Annotated in this window: 17 protein-coding genes; 8 read left to right on the top strand and 9 right to left on the bottom strand. The window is 36.7% G+C overall.

Annotated features, from left to right (window positions below):
- Positions 1–54: 54 nt before the first annotated feature.
- From J7J10_03555 to thiC, 6 genes are read right to left on the bottom strand one after another with little or no spacing between them, the layout of a single operon-like run.
- A complete protein-coding gene (locus J7J10_03555; GenBank protein MCD6130007.1) occupies positions 55–237 on the bottom strand; it encodes a ferredoxin in 183 nt (60 codons plus the stop codon).
- 34 nt (positions 238–271) lie between these two features.
- The gene (locus J7J10_03550; GenBank protein ID MCD6130006.1) at positions 272–1,591 is read right to left on the bottom strand and encodes an adenylosuccinate lyase; all 1,320 of its coding nucleotides are present in this window, start codon (positions 1,589–1,591) and stop codon (positions 272–274) included.
- A 9-nt stretch (positions 1,592–1,600) separates the two neighbouring features.
- Positions 1,601–2,689, bottom strand: coding sequence for a rod shape-determining protein RodA (rodA, locus tag J7J10_03545; GenBank protein ID MCD6130005.1), 1,089 nt, complete (start codon positions 2,687–2,689; stop codon positions 1,601–1,603).
- Positions 2,686–3,489, bottom strand: a complete 804-nt coding sequence (locus J7J10_03540; protein MCD6130004.1) for an ABC transporter permease — start codon at positions 3,487–3,489, stop codon at positions 2,686–2,688. Before J7J10_03540 ends, rodA begins: the two co-directional genes overlap by 4 nt.
- Before the next feature lie 43 nt (positions 3,490–3,532).
- Positions 3,533–4,504: a biotin--[acetyl-CoA-carboxylase] ligase gene (locus J7J10_03535; GenBank protein ID MCD6130003.1), complete on the bottom strand. Its 972-nt coding sequence runs from the start codon at positions 4,502–4,504 to the stop codon at positions 3,533–3,535.
- Positions 4,501–5,784, bottom strand: coding sequence for a phosphomethylpyrimidine synthase ThiC (gene thiC / locus J7J10_03530; GenBank protein MCD6130002.1), 1,284 nt, complete (start codon positions 5,782–5,784; stop codon positions 4,501–4,503). The genes J7J10_03535 and thiC overlap by 4 nt, the downstream gene beginning before the upstream one ends.
- A 410-nt stretch (positions 5,785–6,194) precedes the next feature.
- On the opposite strand from thiC, the gene tmk reads away from it, so the two are divergent.
- From tmk to metG, 4 genes are read left to right on the top strand one after another with little or no spacing between them, the layout of a single operon-like run.
- Positions 6,195–6,803, top strand: coding sequence for a dTMP kinase (gene tmk, locus J7J10_03525; GenBank protein MCD6130001.1), 609 nt, complete (start codon positions 6,195–6,197; stop codon positions 6,801–6,803).
- The gene (locus J7J10_03520; protein ID MCD6130000.1) at positions 6,800–7,465 is read left to right on the top strand and encodes a hypothetical protein; all 666 of its coding nucleotides are present in this window, start codon (positions 6,800–6,802) and stop codon (positions 7,463–7,465) included. The genes tmk and J7J10_03520 overlap by 4 nt, the downstream gene beginning before the upstream one ends.
- Positions 7,446–8,246, top strand: coding sequence for a hypothetical protein (locus J7J10_03515; GenBank protein ID MCD6129999.1), 801 nt, complete (start codon positions 7,446–7,448; stop codon positions 8,244–8,246). The genes J7J10_03520 and J7J10_03515 overlap by 20 nt, the downstream gene beginning before the upstream one ends.
- Positions 8,243–10,096 (top strand): methionine--tRNA ligase, encoded by a 1,854-nt coding sequence (gene metG, locus J7J10_03510; protein MCD6129998.1) that lies wholly within the window; start codon positions 8,243–8,245, stop codon positions 10,094–10,096. The genes J7J10_03515 and metG overlap by 4 nt, the downstream gene beginning before the upstream one ends.
- Here the strand turns inward: metG and trmB are convergent.
- Positions 10,082–11,308, bottom strand: a complete 1,227-nt coding sequence (gene trmB / locus J7J10_03505) for a tRNA (guanosine(46)-N7)-methyltransferase TrmB (protein MCD6129997.1) — start codon at positions 11,306–11,308, stop codon at positions 10,082–10,084. The two genes, metG and trmB, sit on opposite strands and share 15 nt — an antisense overlap.
- A 107-nt stretch (positions 11,309–11,415) precedes the next feature.
- Here trmB and glmU point away from each other — a divergent pair, with 107 nt between their 5' ends.
- The 4 genes from glmU to J7J10_03485 all read left to right on the top strand — a co-directional run bounded on the left by glmU (position 11,416) and on the right by J7J10_03485 (position 16,926).
- Positions 11,416–12,789, top strand: coding sequence for a bifunctional UDP-N-acetylglucosamine diphosphorylase/glucosamine-1-phosphate N-acetyltransferase GlmU (glmU, locus tag J7J10_03500; GenBank protein MCD6129996.1), 1,374 nt, complete (start codon positions 11,416–11,418; stop codon positions 12,787–12,789).
- On the top strand, positions 12,777–14,594 hold the full coding sequence (gene glmS, locus J7J10_03495; protein ID MCD6129995.1) for a glutamine--fructose-6-phosphate transaminase (isomerizing): 1,818 nt from the start codon (positions 12,777–12,779) through the stop codon (positions 14,592–14,594). Before glmU ends, glmS begins: the two co-directional genes overlap by 13 nt.
- Complete coding sequence (locus J7J10_03490; protein MCD6129994.1) at positions 14,591–16,381, top strand: chloride channel protein; 1,791 nt, start codon at positions 14,591–14,593, stop codon at positions 16,379–16,381. The genes glmS and J7J10_03490 overlap by 4 nt, the downstream gene beginning before the upstream one ends.
- A gap of 68 nt (positions 16,382–16,449) precedes the next feature.
- Positions 16,450–16,926: a hypothetical protein gene (locus J7J10_03485; GenBank protein MCD6129993.1), complete on the top strand. Its 477-nt coding sequence runs from the start codon at positions 16,450–16,452 to the stop codon at positions 16,924–16,926.
- Here J7J10_03485 and trxB read toward each other — a convergent pair.
- Both trxB and trxA read right to left on the bottom strand, forming a co-directional pair.
- Entirely contained in the window at positions 16,923–17,840 is a 918-nt protein-coding gene (gene trxB / locus J7J10_03480) for a thioredoxin-disulfide reductase (GenBank protein MCD6129992.1), read from the bottom strand. The two genes, J7J10_03485 and trxB, sit on opposite strands and share 4 nt — an antisense overlap.
- On the bottom strand, positions 17,833–18,162 hold the full coding sequence (trxA, locus tag J7J10_03475; protein ID MCD6129991.1) for a thioredoxin: 330 nt from the start codon (positions 18,160–18,162) through the stop codon (positions 17,833–17,835). The genes trxB and trxA overlap by 8 nt, the downstream gene beginning before the upstream one ends.
- Positions 18,163–18,294 lie beyond the last annotated feature (132 nt).

The following is an 18,294-nucleotide window of genomic DNA, read 5'->3' as shown; positions in this document are numbered from 1 at the left end:
AAAAAGACATTGACAGCATCCTTGTTTTTAAAAACAAGGATGCTGTCCTCCTGATTATTCCTCTACGGTAATCGCCTCTGTTGGACAGGCTTCAGCAACTTCCTTGATCTTATCAACAGGTGCTGCATTTGGGTCTTTTACCTTTGCCTTGTCATCAACCATTTCGAAAACCTCAGGCAACTCATCTGAACAGGCCTCACAACCAATGCAAGCATCCTCATCAATTGTTACCTTCACCATTTCACACCTCCTCGAAATTTTAACACAATTATTACAAATTCTTTACTTTATTGTCAAATCTTTTAAATACCTTTTCAAATATAACATCAACATGTCTCGTATAATAAGACACATCAAAACATTTCTCGATTTCTTTCTCTGTCATTATTTTTGTTACTTTCTTATTATTTATAATTAATGTTTTAAATATCAGATTCTTTTCCCAGGCTCTCATAGCGCAATCTTGAACTATCTCATAGGCTGTTTTCTTGTCCATGCCCTTTTTCACCAATTCTACCATAACACGCTGGGAAAATATCAACCCTTTAGTAAGATAAATATCTTCCTTCATCTTATCTTTGTAAACAATCAAATTTCTCAAAATACCAATCAGTCTTTTCAACATAAAATCTACCAAAACATTCGCATCAGGCAAAATAACTCTTTCATTGGAAGAATGACTAATGTCTCTCTCATGCCACAAGGCAATGTTTTCAAAGGAAACCAGAGCATAAGATCTTACCAGTCTCGCCAACCCACATAAGTTCTCCGAGAGAACAGGATTTCTCTTATGAGGCATAGAAGAAGAACCCTTTTGACCAGAATAGAAAAACTCCTCTGCCTCTCTTACCTCTGTCCTCTGCAAATGACGAATTTCCAGAGCGATCTTTTCTATGCTGGATGCGATGATAGCCAGCACTGACAGGTAATGAGCATACCTATCTCGTTGAATGATCTGGTTAGAGATGGGAGCAGGATTCAATGACAAAGACTTGCATACATATTCCTCTATCTGCGGTGGCACATTGGCAAAAGTGCCCATAGAACCAGATATCTTTCCATAGGAAATATTATCCCTGGCAGATAACATTCTATCTAAGTTTCTCTTCACCTCCTCATACCATAGAACAAGAACAAGTCCGAAGGTAATAGGTTCTCCGTGTATACCATGAGACCTGCCGACCATCTCCGTATATTTATATTCGTAGGCCTTCTCCTTCAATATATCCATCAAAACACGAATATCCTTTATTATTATCTCTGCAGATTTCTTTAACATTAATGCCATTGCTGTATCTATAATATCAGAAGAAGTCACGCCCAAGTGAAGATATTTCCCCTCATCACCTAAGTATTCTCTCACATTCTCTACAAATGCCACCACATCATGTCGGGTTACATTTTCTATTTGTTTTATCCTATCTATGTTAAATTTTGCCTTTTTTCTTATTACATCTGCTGTTCCTTTCGGAATTTCTCCTAATTTCTCCCACCCTTCTACAATCTTAATCTCTACTTCTAACCATACCTTCAGTTTGTTTCCCTCGTTCCATATCTCGTTCATTTCCTTCGTACTATATCGTGAAATCATAAAACCTCCTTAGCGCTCGTATGTTCTCATTCCCATGCCTACAAGTATACCCAATGCGGCGAAGTTTAATATCGTAGAACTCCCTCCGTAACTCATCAGGGGAAGGGAAATGCCGGCAACCGGGAAAAGACCCATGGTCATACTAATGTTGAGTATTACGGATACTGCAAACATAATAACAATACCTACAGCAGTAAATTTTTCAAATCGCCAGCGGGCTTTTTGAACAACATATAATCCCCTCCAAACAATAGACGCATATAAAAAGATAAGAATAAAACAACCAACAAAACCTCGTTGTTCGGCAAATACAGAGAAAACAAAGTCGGTATGTTCCTCAGGTAAAAAATGGAATTTGGATTGAGTGGCAGATTTTATTCCTTTCCCCAAAATACCTCCGCTGCCAATAGCAATCTCTGACTGGATTATATGATAACCATATTTTGTTGCTGAAGAATGGGGATTTAAAAAGGCAACTAATCTATGTTTCTGATAACCCCTCAATGACATCCATAAAAGGGGAGAAATAAGAACAAGAATAATAAAGCCTTTCAGTATAAGCTTCTTTTTTACTCCAGCAACCATTATCATTCCCAAAGAAATCAAAGCCAGAAGACTCGCTGTACTCAAATCCGGCTCTTTGGCAACGAGTAGTATAGGCAAAAGACTGAGTAGAAAAGGGAAAAGTAGATTTCTTGCTGAATAGGGACCACTTTGGGGATGCTCATGAAAAAAGTGGGCAAGCATAAAAATAAGCCCTAACCTGGCAAATTCTGCAGGCTGAATATTTATAAACTCCAGACCAATCCATCTCTTGGCACCTCTTTCTTCAATACCGACTACTAAAACAAGTATCAACAAAAGAATAGTAACAATATAGATGAAATTAGAATAAGATTTCCATTCTCTGGAAGGGATACTCAGGCAGATAAAAAAGATAAAAAATCCTATAACATTCCATAAAATCTGCTTATAAAACAAAACACTATTCCCCACAATAGAATGTAATGTAAAAAGACCAATACCTGTTAGCAGTCCAATGCACAAAAACAGTATCCAGTCAAAATTCGTTATAGATCTCTTATCTGCTTGTATCATTTATGAAACCGCTCGCCTATTATAGTAAAAGAAAGCACCGTTAGAAAAATGGATAGACCAGGGAAAAAAGAAAGCCACCATGCCACCTGCAAGTAATCTTTACCTTCGGAAAGCATCTCTCCCCAGGAAGGTGTAGGGGGTTGAACACCTAATCCCAAAAAACTTAATGCTGATTCAGTAAGTATGGCACTACCTACACCTAATGTAGCAGAAACAACTACGGGACCCATGACATTTGGCAAAAGATGTTTAACAATAATATAAACATTGCTTGCCCCAAATAACTTTGCTGCTTTTACAAACTCCATATTCTTTAGTTTCAATACCTCAGCCCTTACCAACCTTGCTACACCCATCCAGCCTGTTAACCCAATGACAATCATCACATTAACAATACTAGGACCAAGAAATGTAACCACCGCCAAAATGAGAAAAAATGTAGGAAAAGTAAGCATAACATCTGTGAAACGCATAAGAAGAGAATCTACAACCCTGCCATAAAATCCAGCCACAGCACCTATCATACACCCCAATAATACGGATATGCCAACTGCTATCAATGAAACCTCTATGGATACCCTGCTTCCATAGATAATGCGAGATAATATATCTCTCCCCAATCTATCCGTTCCACAGGGGTGCGAAAAAGAAGGAGCAAGAAAAACCGCATTGGTATTTATTTCATAAGGATTATAAGGTGAAACAAATAATGCAAAGATAGCTAAAAAAATGACAATAAAAACAAAACAGACAGAAAAAATGAATAATTTATCATTTTTACTAAACGATCGTAATAATATTTTTACCTTTCCTTTTTGAGTTGTACTATCAATTTTTTTCCTTTTATATATATCGCAGACTCTCCCTACAGGTAATCTTTTCTAAGGCTCTATTTGTTTCTACCAGCAAAAAGCCGCACCCATCTATATCTTTTGCTTCCCCTTCAATCACCCTATTCCCAGCATCTACTACAACTTTTCTTCCTATTGTATCAGAGTATCCTTTCCACAAATCCAATATCTTTCCCCTGCCTCCTTTTCCCAATGGTAAGTATAATTCTTCCAGATAATACAATAGACGGGTTATTACATCTACTCGATCAATCTCATGCTTCGCTTTTGTCAGTGCAGATATGCCAATATTTTTTAATGAATGAGGAAACTCATCCTGATTTATATTTATCCCAAAACCTAAAACAACATTTTTTATAAATTCTCCTTCGCTTGTCGTTTCCATCAGCACGCCACCTATCTTCTTTCCATCCACCATACAATCATTAGGCCATTTTATCCTGGCATCAATTCCATAATCAGACAGTGCTTTTACAATAGCAATACTACCCATAAACATTATGAGAATACCACATTCCATAGAAAGATATTCTGGAAAAAGAATAACAGAGAGATAAATATTATTCCCCCGGGGAGAAAACCACTCCTTTCCTCTCCTTCCCCTTCCCCTGTATTGCTCATCTGCGATAACTACAGTACCTTGAGGACACCCAGCTTTTATCAAATTCTCCGCTTCATCCATAGTAGAAGAAGTAAATCTATAATATTCAATTCTTTTACCAATAACATCTGTAAACAGTCTATTCCTAATTTCAAAGGGAATAAGTATATTTTTCCCCTTCTCTACCAGCTTATATCCTACCCCTTTTTTGGATTCAATATTAAACCCCATTTTCCTTAGACCTTTTATTCTGTTCCAGATAGCGATACGACTAACTTCTGCTTCTCTGCATATCTCCACCCCAGGAACAAAATTGCCTATATTATCATACAAATGTTGCAAAATTACATCATCTATATTCATTCTTCGCCTAATATTTTCTGTAAAAGCTTTATAGCACAAAATTTGCCACACATCGTGCAAACATCTTTCTCTTTAGGCAGTGATGATGCCCTCATCTCTTTAACCAATTTAGGGTTTATAGAAAGCTGTATCATCTTCTCCCAATCTAACGCTTTTCTTGCTTTATCCATCTGCAGGTCCCACTCAAATGCCCCTTTCACACCTTTGGCAATATCTGCTGCATGTGCAGCAATACGAGTAACAATAACACCTTCTCTTACATCCTCAGCTGTAGGCAATCTCACATGTTCTGCTGGTGTCACATAACACAAATAATCCACACCTTCCGCTGCTATTATAGCTCCCCCAATAGCAGATGTTATATGATCGTATCCCGGTGCGATGTCCGTAACTACAGGTCCCAACACATAAAACGGTGCATCGTGAGCAAGTGTTTTTTCTATTCTTACATTATCAACTACCTGATTTATGGGAATGTGTCCCGGTCCTTCAATCATTGATTGAACACCTGCTTCCAGAGCTTGATCATGTAATTCAGCTAAAAGGATCAGTTCCTGAATCTGTGATCTATCCGTAGCATCACTAATTGCACCAGGCCTAAATCCGTCTCCTAACGACAATGTAAAATCGTATTTTTTTGCAATATCCAACAACCTGTCAAAATGTTCATACAAGGGGTTTTCCTTCCCGTTATAAAGCATCCACACCGTAAGAAAAGATCCCCCTCTTGAAACAAGATCAGCAACCCTTCTTCCTCTTTTTAGCCTTTCTATTGTTTGTAATGTAACACCACAGTGCACGGTGGTGTAATCGATACCGTCTTTTGCATGTTTTTCAATAGTATTGAACAGATCATCCTCTGTCATATATACGATGCTTCCCTTCTTTTCTCCTACCTCCACCGCTGCTTGATAAATAGGCACATTTCCCACAATAATTTGGGATTTTTTAAGAATTTCCCTTCTTATCTCATCCAGGTCTCCTCCTGTTGATAGGTCCATTACCGTATCTGCACCCGCCTCTTCCGCTACCCTTAATTTTTCCAATTCTGTATCCAAACTGAGTACATCCGGAGAAGTACCTATATTAGCATTGACTTTGGTTCTTAATCCTTTTCCTACACCCACAGGATGAATATCGTGAACCTTATTTTTCAAAATTACCACTTCACCTTTAGCTACCCTTTCCGCCAACAGCTCTTCATCTATATACTCATCCTTCGCTACTATCTCTACTTCTTTTGTTATTATACCTTTCTTTGCTGCTTCAATCTGTGTCATAAAAATTCCCCCTTAGGATTTTTACGACCAAATCTTCAATTTGTGTCATAAAAACCTCCTCTGGTAAAAGTTTTTACGACCAAATCTTCAATTTGTGTCATAAAAACCTCCTCTGGTAAAAGTTTTTACGACCAAATCTTCAATTTGTGTCATAAAAACCTCCTCTGGTAAAAGTTTTTACGACCAAATCTTCAATTTGTGTCATAAAAACCTCCTCTGGTAAAAGTTTTTACGACCAAATCTTCAATTTGTGTCATAAAAACCTCCTCTGGTAAAAGTTTTTACGACCAAATCTTCAATTTGTGTCATTCCAACCTCCTTGTTTATATTATATCCGCTATTTTTAAATTTTCTACCTTATTATGGGAAAAGCAAGTGAAAAAAAAATAAAATTGTGATATATTCAGTGTATGAAAGATAAGCCACAATACATAGCGTTTGAGGGTATGGATGGTGCGGGCAAAACTACACAGGCAAAGCTTTTTCAGTCCTTCCTCGCATCTATCAACATAAAGAGTTTGCTGACGAAAGAACCTGGAGGAACTCCTGTAGGAATAAAAATTAAAGAAATTCTTCTTGAAAATAAGGTTTATAAAGAAACGGAACTCCTACTATTTTTAGCGGATAGATCACAACATATAAGAGAAGTTGTAAAACCCAACATTGAAAAAGGCTTTATCGTGGTTAGCGATAGATCCTTATACTCTACCATTGCTTATCAAGGTTTTGGCAAAGGTATAGATGTGGAATTCCTATATAAACTCAGCAGCTTCACCAACAACAGCATTTTACCTCAGGTTGTATTCCTGATAGACATGCAACCAGAGGTTTGTGCTATGCGCTGCAAAAAAAGGGATAAAGAAAAAAGTGAAAGCATATCCTTTCTAAAAAAGGTGAGAGAAGGTTATCTCAAGCTTTCCGAGAAGAAAGCTTTTTCAAAAGCTTTCTTTGTCGTGGATGGGCAAAAGGACATTGCAACCTTACATGAAGATATCTTAAAAATTTGGAATAAACTATGAAGATGTTTTATCCTGCTTACATATTTGACACAGAATGGAACCAGGTTATACAATTTATAGAGGAATCCCTGTGTAAAGATGAGATATGCAAAAAAAAGGTAAGGCAAAATCTGCATCCCGATGTTCATATCTTAAAAAAAGATTCAATAGGCGTTGATGATATAAGAGAAATAAAGAAATCTCTTTTATATAAACCAATAGAAGGGGAGAAGAGTTTTTTTATACTTAAGATAAAAGGATTAACCATATATGCTCAAAACGCTCTGTTGAAAATATTGGAAGAACCTCCTTCCTATATATGTTTTATACTATGGGGCAGTCCTTTTCCCCTTTTAAACACAGTGCGCTCCCGGGCAATTTCATTTCATGGGAAGAAAGAAAGAAAAGATGTCTCTGAGTTTGTTCGAGTATTACAACAACACAATTTAAAACAGTATATAGAATTGGCAAATAGACTAACTGAGATAAAAGACAGAGACAAAATCTTTGGACTGATAGAGGCGGCAAGTTTGGAAATGTGCAAAGAACATACAGACTATGCAAAAATCTTAGAGCAATTTTCCCTACACATTAAAAATTACAATATAAACATAAAATTGCTTTGGCTTTCTTTATTCTTAAAATTATACAAGGAGTTTGGGAATGAAAGTAGCGCTAGTTGAGTTTGCAAAAATAGGACCGCTCGTGCCATTTTTGATTTCGGAGACGGAAGACCTTTCCGCAAATGACAAAGTAGTTGCTGGATCAGAAAGAGGCCTTGCTATAGGCACAATAAGAAAAGTTGTAGATTCCAATGATACAGACCTAAAGCCAATATTGAGAAAAGCTACAGAAAACGATTTTTCTGTGCAGAAAGAAAATAGAAAAATTGCTGCTTCTGCCTCCCGCGAATTTAAAAAAGAGGTAGAAAAATTGGGATTGGATATGAAACTGGTGAAAACAGAATATACACTGGATAGAAGTAAAATTGTGTTCTATTTCACTGCAGAAAAGCGCGTTGATTTCCGACTGGTAGTGAGAATTCTTGCTTCCATTTTTAAAACGCGCATTGAAATGAGGCAAATTGGCGTAAGGGACAAGGCAAAGATGATTGGAGGAGTTGGTTTGTGCGGACAAGAACAGTGTTGCAGTAAGTTTCTAAGGCAATTTGGTGCTACCTCCGTAAAAATGGCTAAAGACCAAAATCTTAATCTCAATGTGCACAAGATCTCGGGTGCATGCGGAAGACTGATGTGCTGTCTGGCATTTGAGAATGGACTCTATGAGGATTTTTTAAAATACATTCCTCCTATTGGGAAAAAGATCAAAGTGGGTGATATTGAAGGAGAAATAATTGCCGCCAACCCGTTTAAAAGAACAGTAATTATAAGAAACGAGAAGAAAGACTACGAGGTAGAAGCTCATCTAATAAGTAATGAATCCAACAGTGGAGAATTGAGATGAATAAACATTTTTATATAACTACGCCCATCTATTATGTAAACGATGTTCCACACATCGGTCATTCTTATACTACTATTGCCGCAGATACCTATGCCCGTTTTAAAAGATTTTCGGGTGAAAATGTGTTTTTTCTGACAGGAACCGACGAACACGGGCAAAAAATTAAGAAAACTGCGGACAAAATGGGCAAAACACCCATTCAACTTGCAGATAGTGTGGTGATAAGATTTAAGGACTTGTGGACTAAATTAAACATAACAAATGATGATTTTATAAGAACTACAGAAAAGAGACACATAGAAGCTGTGCAGGAGATATTCACCAAACTGTATGAAAAAGGTGATGTATACAAAGGCAGTTATGAAGGATGGTATTGTGTCCATTGTGAATCATATTTTACAGATCTGGATGTAGGTAAAGAACATCTATGTCCAGATTGCGGAAGAAAAGTAGAGAAATTAACGGAAGAAAGCTATTTCTTTAAACTTTCGAAATATGAAAAACCACTTTTAAAGTATTATGAAGAGCATCCAGAATTTGTGATACCTCAATCTCGTTATAATGAAGTTACAAGTTTTGTTAGATCTGGTCTGAAAGACTTAAGTATTACCCGAACATCATTGGATTGGGGTATTCCCGTGCCATTCGACAAGAAACATGTAATATATGTGTGGTTCGATGCCTTATTTAACTATGTGAGTGGAATAGGTTACGCTTATGATAAGGATAAATTCAGGAACATCTGGCCACCCGATGTTCACTTTGTAGGAAAGGACATTTTGAGATTTCATGCCGTTTACTGGCCTGCTTTTCTTATGTCCGCAGAGCTTCCTTTGCCCAGACATATTGTTGCTCACGGTTGGTGGATGGTTAAAGAAACAAAAATGTCAAAGTCATTGGGTAATGTGGTAAATCCCCTTGAAATGATGGAAAAGTATGGTCGTGATGCCTACAGATATTTTCTGCTGCGAGAGGTGCCCTTTGGTCTGGACGGAAACTTCAGCGAAGAAGCATTTGTCAATCGCTTAAATAGCGATTTGGCGAATGATTTGAGCAACCTGGTGTGGAGATTTTTGTCCATGGTAGAAAAATACAACCAGGGAGTAGTAAAAAGAGTTCAGGTTGAAGACCACTATTTAGAACAAGAAGGCAGAAAAGCGATAGAGAATATAAAGCAATATATGAATAGATTTGCATTCAATGAAGCATTAGAAGAAATATGGTCGCTTATAGGCAAAGCAAATAAGTACATTACAGATAAAGAACCATGGGTGCTAAAGAAAAAAGGGGAAGAAGAAAGATTGCAGGAGGTTTTATATAATATACTTTCTTCTTTAAGACTTATTTGTTTCCTAATTTCCCCTCTTTTGCCTGACACCGCTGATAAAATGTGGACACAACTGGGATTTTTGGGCAAAGTAACAGAAAAAACAATAAATGATGTAAATTTAAATACAGAAGAGGTAAAAGTGAAAAAAAAGGAAATGTTATTTCATAAATTTGAAGAAAAAATAGAGAAAGAAGAAGAAATAAATATAGATGAACTCAAAAAGGTTAAACTCAAGGTAGCTAAAATTATCTCCTGTGAAGAGATAAAGGGTTCTCGTAAATTATGGAAATTAAAAATAGATGTGGGAGAAGAAAACTTAAGAACACTCGCCGCAGGGTTAAAAGATCATTATTCGCCCGAGGAATTAATAGGGAAAAATATTATAATTGTGAGTAATCTTAAACCTGCAAAGCTCATGGGTGTAACATCTCAGGGAATGCTATTGGCTGCTGAGGACAAGGGTAAGGTAAAGCTACTCACTGTAGATGGAGACATGCCTCCAGGTTCAGATATACATTAAACTATTCTCCGCGCCTTCTGTAGGAATAAGGGAAGTAAAAGGATAAAGAAAAAAATGGGTTTTTCCTTTTTTTAAGTGAAAATATATATGCTGGGGATATTTTATTTCTCCCACAATAGCTTCCACAAAGATATCTAAAGAATATAAACTACTATACACATCCAGAATACGCAAAATTGCTTTTCCTCTTTTTATTGAACACCTATGAGGCATGTTGGTTGCGATTGGGAAATTTATCTTTTTATAAAGCGGCCATCTCTTTTCATTCTGCCTTTTTATCTTAAAATATTTTATACCATAGATCGTTCTTCCTTTTCTCTTCCACCTTCTTTCAAAATAGGTAGCAACCTCTCGTTTTGGGTTTATATTAATTTCCCCTTTTTGAAAAAAACCGCTTTGTTCTAAAAGTTCAACACTGTAGGCTAAATAAGGATAGTTATCAGTAACAAGTTCAAACGAACCGCCTTTCATTAGCTTGTGAGAGATTAAATCGACAAAATCTTTATTTACTACGGCATGTTTAATATTTTTCTCTTTAAACCAGGGGGAAGGAAAACAGAGAAAAATATTCTCTACAGTCTCATCACGGAACAAAACATCCATAGCAAAAGTGCCATTACATCGCATAATCTTTACATTATCTAAATTTAAATCGTATAATTTTTTCTTTACCAAAGAGAAACTCTTGCTTTCCAATTCAAAACCAATAAAGTTTTTATTTATTTCCTTCCGGGCTTGATATAAAAGAAACTCACCATTTCCAAAACCTATCTCCACATTCAATGGATTTTCATTCTTAAATAGACTATGAACACCTCGGAAAGCATCTATGTCTATCTCAAATCTCTTTGAATAATCGAAGAAATAATCCATTTTTTTGTTAATGCTCAAATTGCTCCATACTATATGACTATTTGTATTTTTTTGTATGAAAAGTCCAACTCTCTTAACTGCTTCCTTTATCAAATAATTTGCCTCTACTTTTGCTCCTGTTCCTATCTTTACCATTGTATTTTCACCTTTTTGCAGAACCTTTATAACAAATCTTACACATCCCGTTTCTGTAATAATATTAACAGGAATCAAGACTTCATTATTGGATACAAACACATCTAAATATTGTATAAGACAACTACCCACCTTTTCTTCTTTGGGTTTAAGACATGAAAGCAAATCTGATAAAGATTGTTTATATAATAATATGTGCGGCATTTCCAAAAAATAGCAAAAAATACATAAAAAGAAAAGGGTTGAACAAAAATATAAAATTTGGCATGCTATTTCTGTTTGAAGTACTTATACTTAAAAGAGGAGAAACAATGATAGGTGTTATTTTAGCAGCAGGTAAAAGCACAAGAATGATGTCCGATAAAACAAAGTTGTTCCATGATTTGTGCGGAAACCCTGTTATATTCTATCCTGTTAAGTCAATGAAAGACCTCCATATACAAAAAATAATAGTGGTAGTCAACGAGACAATCAGAAAAGAAATGGAGAAACTATTTGAGGGATGGAATATAGATTTTGTGGTGCAAAAAGAACAAACAGGCACCGCTACAGCTCTTTTATGTGCATTAGAAAACACTTCCCTTGATAATTGTGAATATCTCTTTGTTATGGGTGGAGATACGCCCCTTCTAGGTAGAGATGATGCCCATAAATTTATAGATTTTGTAAAGATAAAAGATTTAGATGTAGGACTTATGTCTGCAATGTTAGATGAACCTGCCGATTACGGAAGAATAAAAAGAAAAGAAGGAAGGTTAGAAAAAATTATAGAAGCAAAAGAAGCAACCAAAGAGGAGATTAAGATAAATGAGGTAAACAGCGGCATTTATATGATAAAATCCTTTCAGGCTCAAAAACTTTTGTCAAATATTATAAGAAACAATACACATGAAGAATATTATCTTACGGATATAATAGAATATGCAGCAAAAAAAGATGCATACTTATCAAGTAACAGCGATATAATTCTCGGGATAAACACAAGGAAGGAACAGAGTTTAATAAGAAAAAAATTGCAAGCCAAGATAATAGAAAATTTATTCAATGAAGGTGTAACGATTATTGATCCTAACAATACATACATTGATTATAATGTAAAAATAGGAAAAGATAGCATAATCTATCCGCAGGGGCATATTCGTGGGAATACTGTTATTGGTCAGAGCTGCACTATTGATGTAGGTTCAGTTATAGAAGATAGTCTAATATCAGATGAAGTAAATATACATCCATACAGCATAATAGAAAAAAGCCATATAGAAAAAGGATGCTCTGTTGGTCCTTTTTCACATTTAAGGCCGGAAACAGTGTTAAAAAACAATGTAAAAATAGGTAATTTTGTAGAGGTAAAAAAATCAGTCATAGGAGAAAATACAAAAGCATCCCATCTAACTTACATTGGGGACACAGAAATAGGCAAAGATGCAAATATAGGAGCAGGCACTATTACCTGCAACTACGATGGATATAAGAAGAATAAGACAAAGATTGGTGATAGGGTATTTATCGGTTCCAATACAGAGATCGTTGCCCCGGTAGAAATAGACAATGATGCTATTACTGCCGCAGGAACAACAGTAACCAAATATGTTCCCCCTTATAGCTTAGTCATATCCCGAGTCCCACAACAAAATATAGAAAATTGGGTAAAAAAATATAGAAAGAAGAAAGAATGTGCGGAATAGTAGGCTATATCGGTAAAAAAAATGCCGTTCCTCTACTCATAGAGGAGTTAAAAGCGTTGGAATACAGGGGTTATGATTCCAGCGGTATATCAGTAATAGATAAAAAGGAAATAAAAACAACAAAGGCGTCGGGGAAAATAATAAACCTGATAGATAAGCTATTTAAAAAGCCACTAAGCGGGAGTATAGGAATAGGACATACACGCTGGGCAACTCATGGAGAACCCAATGAGATAAATGCGCATCCCCAGCAAAGCAGAGAAGTTAGCATAGTGCACAATGGTATCATAGAAAATGTAGAAGAGATTGAAATCTTTTTAAGGAAAAAAGGATACGAAAGAAAAAGTCAAACCGATAGTGAGCTTATCGCCCATCTGATAGACTATTTTTATAATGGGAGTCTGCGTAACGCTTGCTTGAAAGCAGTGCATATGTTAAATGGAAGCTTCGCGGTAGGAGTCATATGTAAGCAAGAAAAAAAACTGATAGGAATAAAATACAAAAGCCCGCTTGTGGTAGGAATAGGAGATGGAGAAAACTTTATTGCCTCCGATGTTACCCCACTTCTTCCCTACACAAATAAGTTTTTATTTCTTGACGATGGCGAGATAACAGAGATAGATGAAAACAACATAAAGATATGTGATTTTCAGGGAAACAAAATAAAAAGGAGTGTATCTACTGTGGATTGGACGAGGGAACAGGCAGAAAAAGGCGGATACAAACATTTCATGCTAAAGGAGATTGCAGAAGAAGGTGATGCGGTAAGAAACACGCTGCTGGGAAGGATTGATGATAACCTCGCATTGCAAGAGGAATTGAAATGGAACACTAACTTTACAGATAGCATAAACAGGATTGTAATTGCCGCTTGTGGCACCTCTTATTATGCCGCTCTGATAGGCAGATATATTCTACAAAATACAGCGCATATACCTACAACTGCAGAAATTGCCTCTGAGTTTAGATATGAAAATGCACTTTTAGATAAAAATACACTATTTATTGTCATTTCTCAATCAGGAGAGACTGCAGATACTTTAGAATCCCTAAGTTATGCAAAATCGCAAGGTATCCCTACATTATCCATCGTTAATGTTCAAGGAAGCAGTATTGCAAGAATGTCCGATTATGTCCTGTACACCCATGCTGGTCCGGAAGTCAGCGTCGCTTCTACCAAAGCTTTTACTTCACAACTGGCTATTTTGTATTTGTTCACTCTTTTTCTATCCAGAACCAAAAAAACATTAAATAATCAACAACTAAAAGATTATACAAAAGAACTTTTAAAAATTCCTGACAAAATCAATGAAACATTTGAAATAAACCTACAAAAAATGCAAGGTATTGCTCCCCATTACTCTCAATTCAAAAACTATCTATACTTAGGTAGAGGTATTCTATATCCCATAGCATTAGAAGGTGCATTGAAATTAAAGGAGATCTCTTACATTCATGCTGAGGGATATGCGGCAGGCGAAATGAAGCATGGACCCATTGCCCTTATTGATAAGGTTACTCCTTCTGTTTTCCTTATTCCACCTTCTTCTTTATTACTAAACAAAACATTATCCAATATGAAAGAAGTGAATAGTAGAAAGGGTGAGATTATCGCTGTTACAACGGATAAATTTGAAAAGATGGAAAATGCCAGTCTCGTTCTTACAACTCCCTCAACAGATCTTATATTTTCGCCGTTCTTATACATTGTTCCACTGCAGCTTTTTGCATATAGTATTGCAAGCTATCTGGGATATGATGTAGACCACCCCAGAAACTTAGCGAAAAGCGTAACCGTTGAATGAAAATTACATTTAAATCAAAATTATGGCGTAGTTATAAAAAAGCAGAAATAATATCTACCGGTAAAATACTCATTTACAGTGTTATTGTAGGTATCATAGCAGGATTAGCCGCTATAGTATTCCTCGTCTCGATTCACTTTTTTTCTACTTATGTTTTAGAAGGCATAGCTGGTTACAGCAGTTCTTCTCCAACAGGCGAACCACCGATATTCGGAGAAATCCATAAAGCTTTTAATCCGCTTTTACTTATTCTGGTCACTACATGCGGAGGGTTGTTGTCCGGTTTTATTGTATACACCTTCGCTCCTGAAGCAGAAGGGCATGGAACAGATGCTGCAATAGAAGCCTATCACCAAAAGAGAGGAATAATAAGACCCATCGTGCCTTTTGTAAAAATAATTGCATCAGCTATCACCCTGGGAACAGGCGGTTCGGGAGGAAGAGAAGGTCCCATCGCACAAATTGGCGCAGGTTTTGGCTCATTTTTAGCGGGCAGGCTTAAATTGTCCGAGAGAGACAGAAGAATACTCTTGGCCGCTGGCATGGGAGCAGGTATTGGTGCTATCTTTCGCTCACCAATGGCTGGAGCAATATTTGCAGCTGAGGTTCTATACAGAGATTTGGAAATAGAAAGCGAAGTGCTTCTATCCGCTTTTATCGCCTCTATTATTGCATATTCTATCTTTGCGGCAAAATTTGGATGGTCACCTTTATTTTCAGTAGCTGCTTTCAAATTTACTAACCCCTTAGAACTGATACCTTATACTATACTTGCTATAGTTGTCTCTTTGTTTTCCTATATTTATGTAAAGGTATTCTATGGAGTGAGAGAGACATTCCACAAAATACATATCAAACCACACTTTAAACCTGCTATAGGAGGTTTTTTTGTAGGGATTATTGGAATAGCTATGCCACAGGCAATATCCATGGGATATGGCACTCTACAGCTGGCAATGTGGGGTAAAATAGCATTTACTACACTATTTCTCATCGCTTTTCTGAAAATCTTTGCCACCGCTTTCACCATATCCAGTGGAGGTTCGGCAGGCGTATTCGGTCCATCAATGGTCATTGGCGGCACATTAGGTGGTGCAGTAGGAGGCTTTTTTCATTATGTTCTGCCCACTATTGTTCAACAACCCGGTGCATTTGTTCTGGTAGGAATGGCAGGATTCTTCAGCGCTGCGGCAAGCACACCTCTTTCTACCATCATTATGGTTGCTGAGATGACAGGAAACTATGATTTGGTTGTCCCTGCCATGTGGGTTTCGGCAATCAGTTATTTTATCAGTCGAAAATGGACAATTTATGAAAAACAAGCAGAAAACAGAGGACATTCACCCGCTCACCGTTATGAATTTGTAAGACACGCACTGCAAAGTGTAAAAATAAAAGATATAGCAAGAAAAGATTTTAAAACCGTTTTAGAGTCAGCCCCCCTAAAAAACATATTCTTTATTCTCTCTTCTGAAAAATTGGATGATGTTCCCATAGTAAACACGAAAAATAAGCTGGTAGGAATTGTAACCTTGCATGATATAAAAACTGTCTTAGATTCGCCTGAGGTTAGCGAAATGCTGGTGGCGAAAGATGTGGCAAACCTCAATGTGATAAGCATAACCCCCAACGAATCGGTAGATGATGCATTGCACAAGATTGGTTTTAAAGAAATAAACACACTGCCCGTGGTAGATGAAAAAGATAAAACGAAAATTATTGGAATTATTAGAAGAAAGGATATAACCAGGGTATACAGCGAAATAGTGGAAGAAATTAGGAGTTGAATTGTAACCGAAACTTTGTTATAAAAGTTCTAAGAAATAGTAATTAGAAAATTAAAAGCGGGGGAGATATGGAAAAAGCGAAGGATTTAGAAAAAAGATACAACGAGTTTAATTCGCATATTGAGTTTCACAGCATTCGCCTGTTGAAGCTGGAAACAGGGTTTGATGATGAAAAAATAAGCATTTCTCCAGAAAACCAAAAGGTATTTATCGACAGGAATGCATACTATCAGGTATTGGATGATAAAAATATAAGAGTATTCCAGGAATTCAGCTTAAAGGTAGCTAATAAAGATAACTCAGATGAAATTTTTTGCTATGTGAATCCTACCTTTGTTCTTGATTTTGAAATTGGCGGTCCAATAGATGACGAAATATTTAAGATTTTTTCGCAATCTACTGTAATTATGGATAGCTGGCCATATTTCAGAGAAATGGTTCAAAGCACTTTTCTACGCATGGGATTATCCCCAATAATTGTTCCGCCTATACAGTTTGATCCATCAAAAATTCAAGAAGATTTGCAAACCCAGGAAGAAAATTAATAATGCATTTCGATATACTGGCGTGCTTGGAATGAGGCAATCGCCCCATCCGCTGCCGCAGTAACAAGCTGCCTCAAATCTTTCTTTCTCACATCTCCTGCAGCATAAATACCAGGACAGGAAGTTTCCATTTTCTCGTTGGTAATAATATACCCTTGTTCATCTACCTTCACAAGTTCATGCACGATTTCCGTGTTAGGCTTACTCCCTATATAGACAAAAACCCCATCTACATTTAATCTCTTTATCTCTTTTGTCTCTTTGTTCTGCAAAAGTATTCCATTGACGAATTTCTTCCCCTGAATCTCCTTCACTTCATGATTCAAAACAAATTCTGCCATCTCGCATTGTTTTAATTTATCTTGTAATATTTTTGTTGCCCTTAAATCATTACGCCGATGAACAAGATATAGCTTTTTTACTAAATGACAGAGATAAAGAGCGCTGGCTAAAGCTGCATCTCCACCACCTATAACAGCAACATCTCTACCCTTGAAAAATGCCCCATCACAAATAGCACAATAAGAAACACCTTTTCCTAAAAACTTACTTTCTCCCGAACAGTTAAGTTTCTGCGCCATCTCACCTATAGCCAATATTACAGCTTTTGCCTTTATTGTTTCTCCTGAATCAATCAAAATTTTTTTATATTTCCCATCAAGTCCTACTTTTTTAACCTCATTGTAAACGGTATCCACTCCAAGCTTTTCCGCTTGCTTGTGTAAATTGTCAGAAAGTTCTTCACCGCTGATTCCGTTAGGAAAGCCAGGGTAGTTTTCTATTTGAGAAATAGATACAATTTTCCCTGCCATTAATTCACTTTCATATACAACAGCATTTAACCCTGCCCGTCCAGCAAATATTGCAGCAGTATATGCTGCAGGGCCGCCCCCAACAATAACAATATCAATCATGCTTCAAAACTTCCTCTATTTTCTGGCTTATATATTCTTTAGGAACTGCACCTATGACTTGATCTATTACCTCTCCATCTTTAAAAAACATAAGCGTAGGAATAGACATTATACCGTATTTTATAGCGATTTCTGACTCTTCATCGGTATTTAATTGCCCCACTTTAATCCTACCTTCATATTCCTGAGCAACCCCCAAAACAATAGGCGATACCATCCTGCATGGAGCACACCATGGAGCCCAAAAATCTACCAGCACCGGTATATCAGATTTTAATACCTCTTCGTCCCAATCTGACTTTGTAAACTGAATTCCTGCCATTTATCCCCCCCACTTCTAATATCAAATGACCGTTAATATATCACGATCCATTCTTTTGTCAAGTAATCCTGCAATGCTGTCAAACCAATTTAGAAATGTCCGCTTTTTACCAAGATAGAAATGTCCTGTTCT

Source organism: Deltaproteobacteria bacterium (assembly GCA_021159305.1).
Lineage (GTDB): Bacteria > Campylobacterota_A > Desulfurellia > JAGGSF01 > JAGGSF01 > JAGGSF01.
The sequence above is the reverse complement of the archived record's forward strand: the minus strand, read 5'-3'. Positions and strand labels throughout refer to the sequence as shown.

Coding starts and splice junctions, on each gene's coding strand:
- J7J10_03550 (MCD6130006.1), bottom strand. CDS start 1,591: ATGATTTCACGATATAGTACGAAGGAAATGAACGAGATATGGAACGAG.
- rodA (MCD6130005.1), bottom strand. CDS start 2,689: ATGATACAAGCAGATAAGAGATCTATAACGAATTTTGACTGGATACTG.
- J7J10_03535 (MCD6130003.1), bottom strand. CDS start 4,504: ATGAATATAGATGATGTAATTTTGCAACATTTGTATGATAATATAGGC.
- thiC (MCD6130002.1), bottom strand. CDS start 5,784: ATGACACAGATTGAAGCAGCAAAGAAAGGTATAATAACAAAAGAAGTA.
- tmk (MCD6130001.1), top strand. CDS start 6,195: ATGAAAGATAAGCCACAATACATAGCGTTTGAGGGTATGGATGGTGCG.
- J7J10_03520 (MCD6130000.1), top strand. CDS start 6,800: ATGAAGATGTTTTATCCTGCTTACATATTTGACACAGAATGGAACCAG.
- J7J10_03515 (MCD6129999.1), top strand. CDS start 7,446: ATGAAAGTAGCGCTAGTTGAGTTTGCAAAAATAGGACCGCTCGTGCCA.
- metG (MCD6129998.1), top strand. CDS start 8,243: ATGAATAAACATTTTTATATAACTACGCCCATCTATTATGTAAACGAT.
- trmB (MCD6129997.1), bottom strand. CDS start 11,308: ATGCCGCACATATTATTATATAAACAATCTTTATCAGATTTGCTTTCA.
- glmU (MCD6129996.1), top strand. CDS start 11,416: ATGATAGGTGTTATTTTAGCAGCAGGTAAAAGCACAAGAATGATGTCC.
- glmS (MCD6129995.1), top strand. CDS start 12,777: ATGTGCGGAATAGTAGGCTATATCGGTAAAAAAAATGCCGTTCCTCTA.
- J7J10_03490 (MCD6129994.1), top strand. CDS start 14,591: ATGAAAATTACATTTAAATCAAAATTATGGCGTAGTTATAAAAAAGCA.
- J7J10_03485 (MCD6129993.1), top strand. CDS start 16,450: ATGGAAAAAGCGAAGGATTTAGAAAAAAGATACAACGAGTTTAATTCG.
- trxB (MCD6129992.1), bottom strand. CDS start 17,840: ATGATTGATATTGTTATTGTTGGGGGCGGCCCTGCAGCATATACTGCT.
- trxA (MCD6129991.1), bottom strand. CDS start 18,162: ATGGCAGGAATTCAGTTTACAAAGTCAGATTGGGACGAAGAGGTATTA.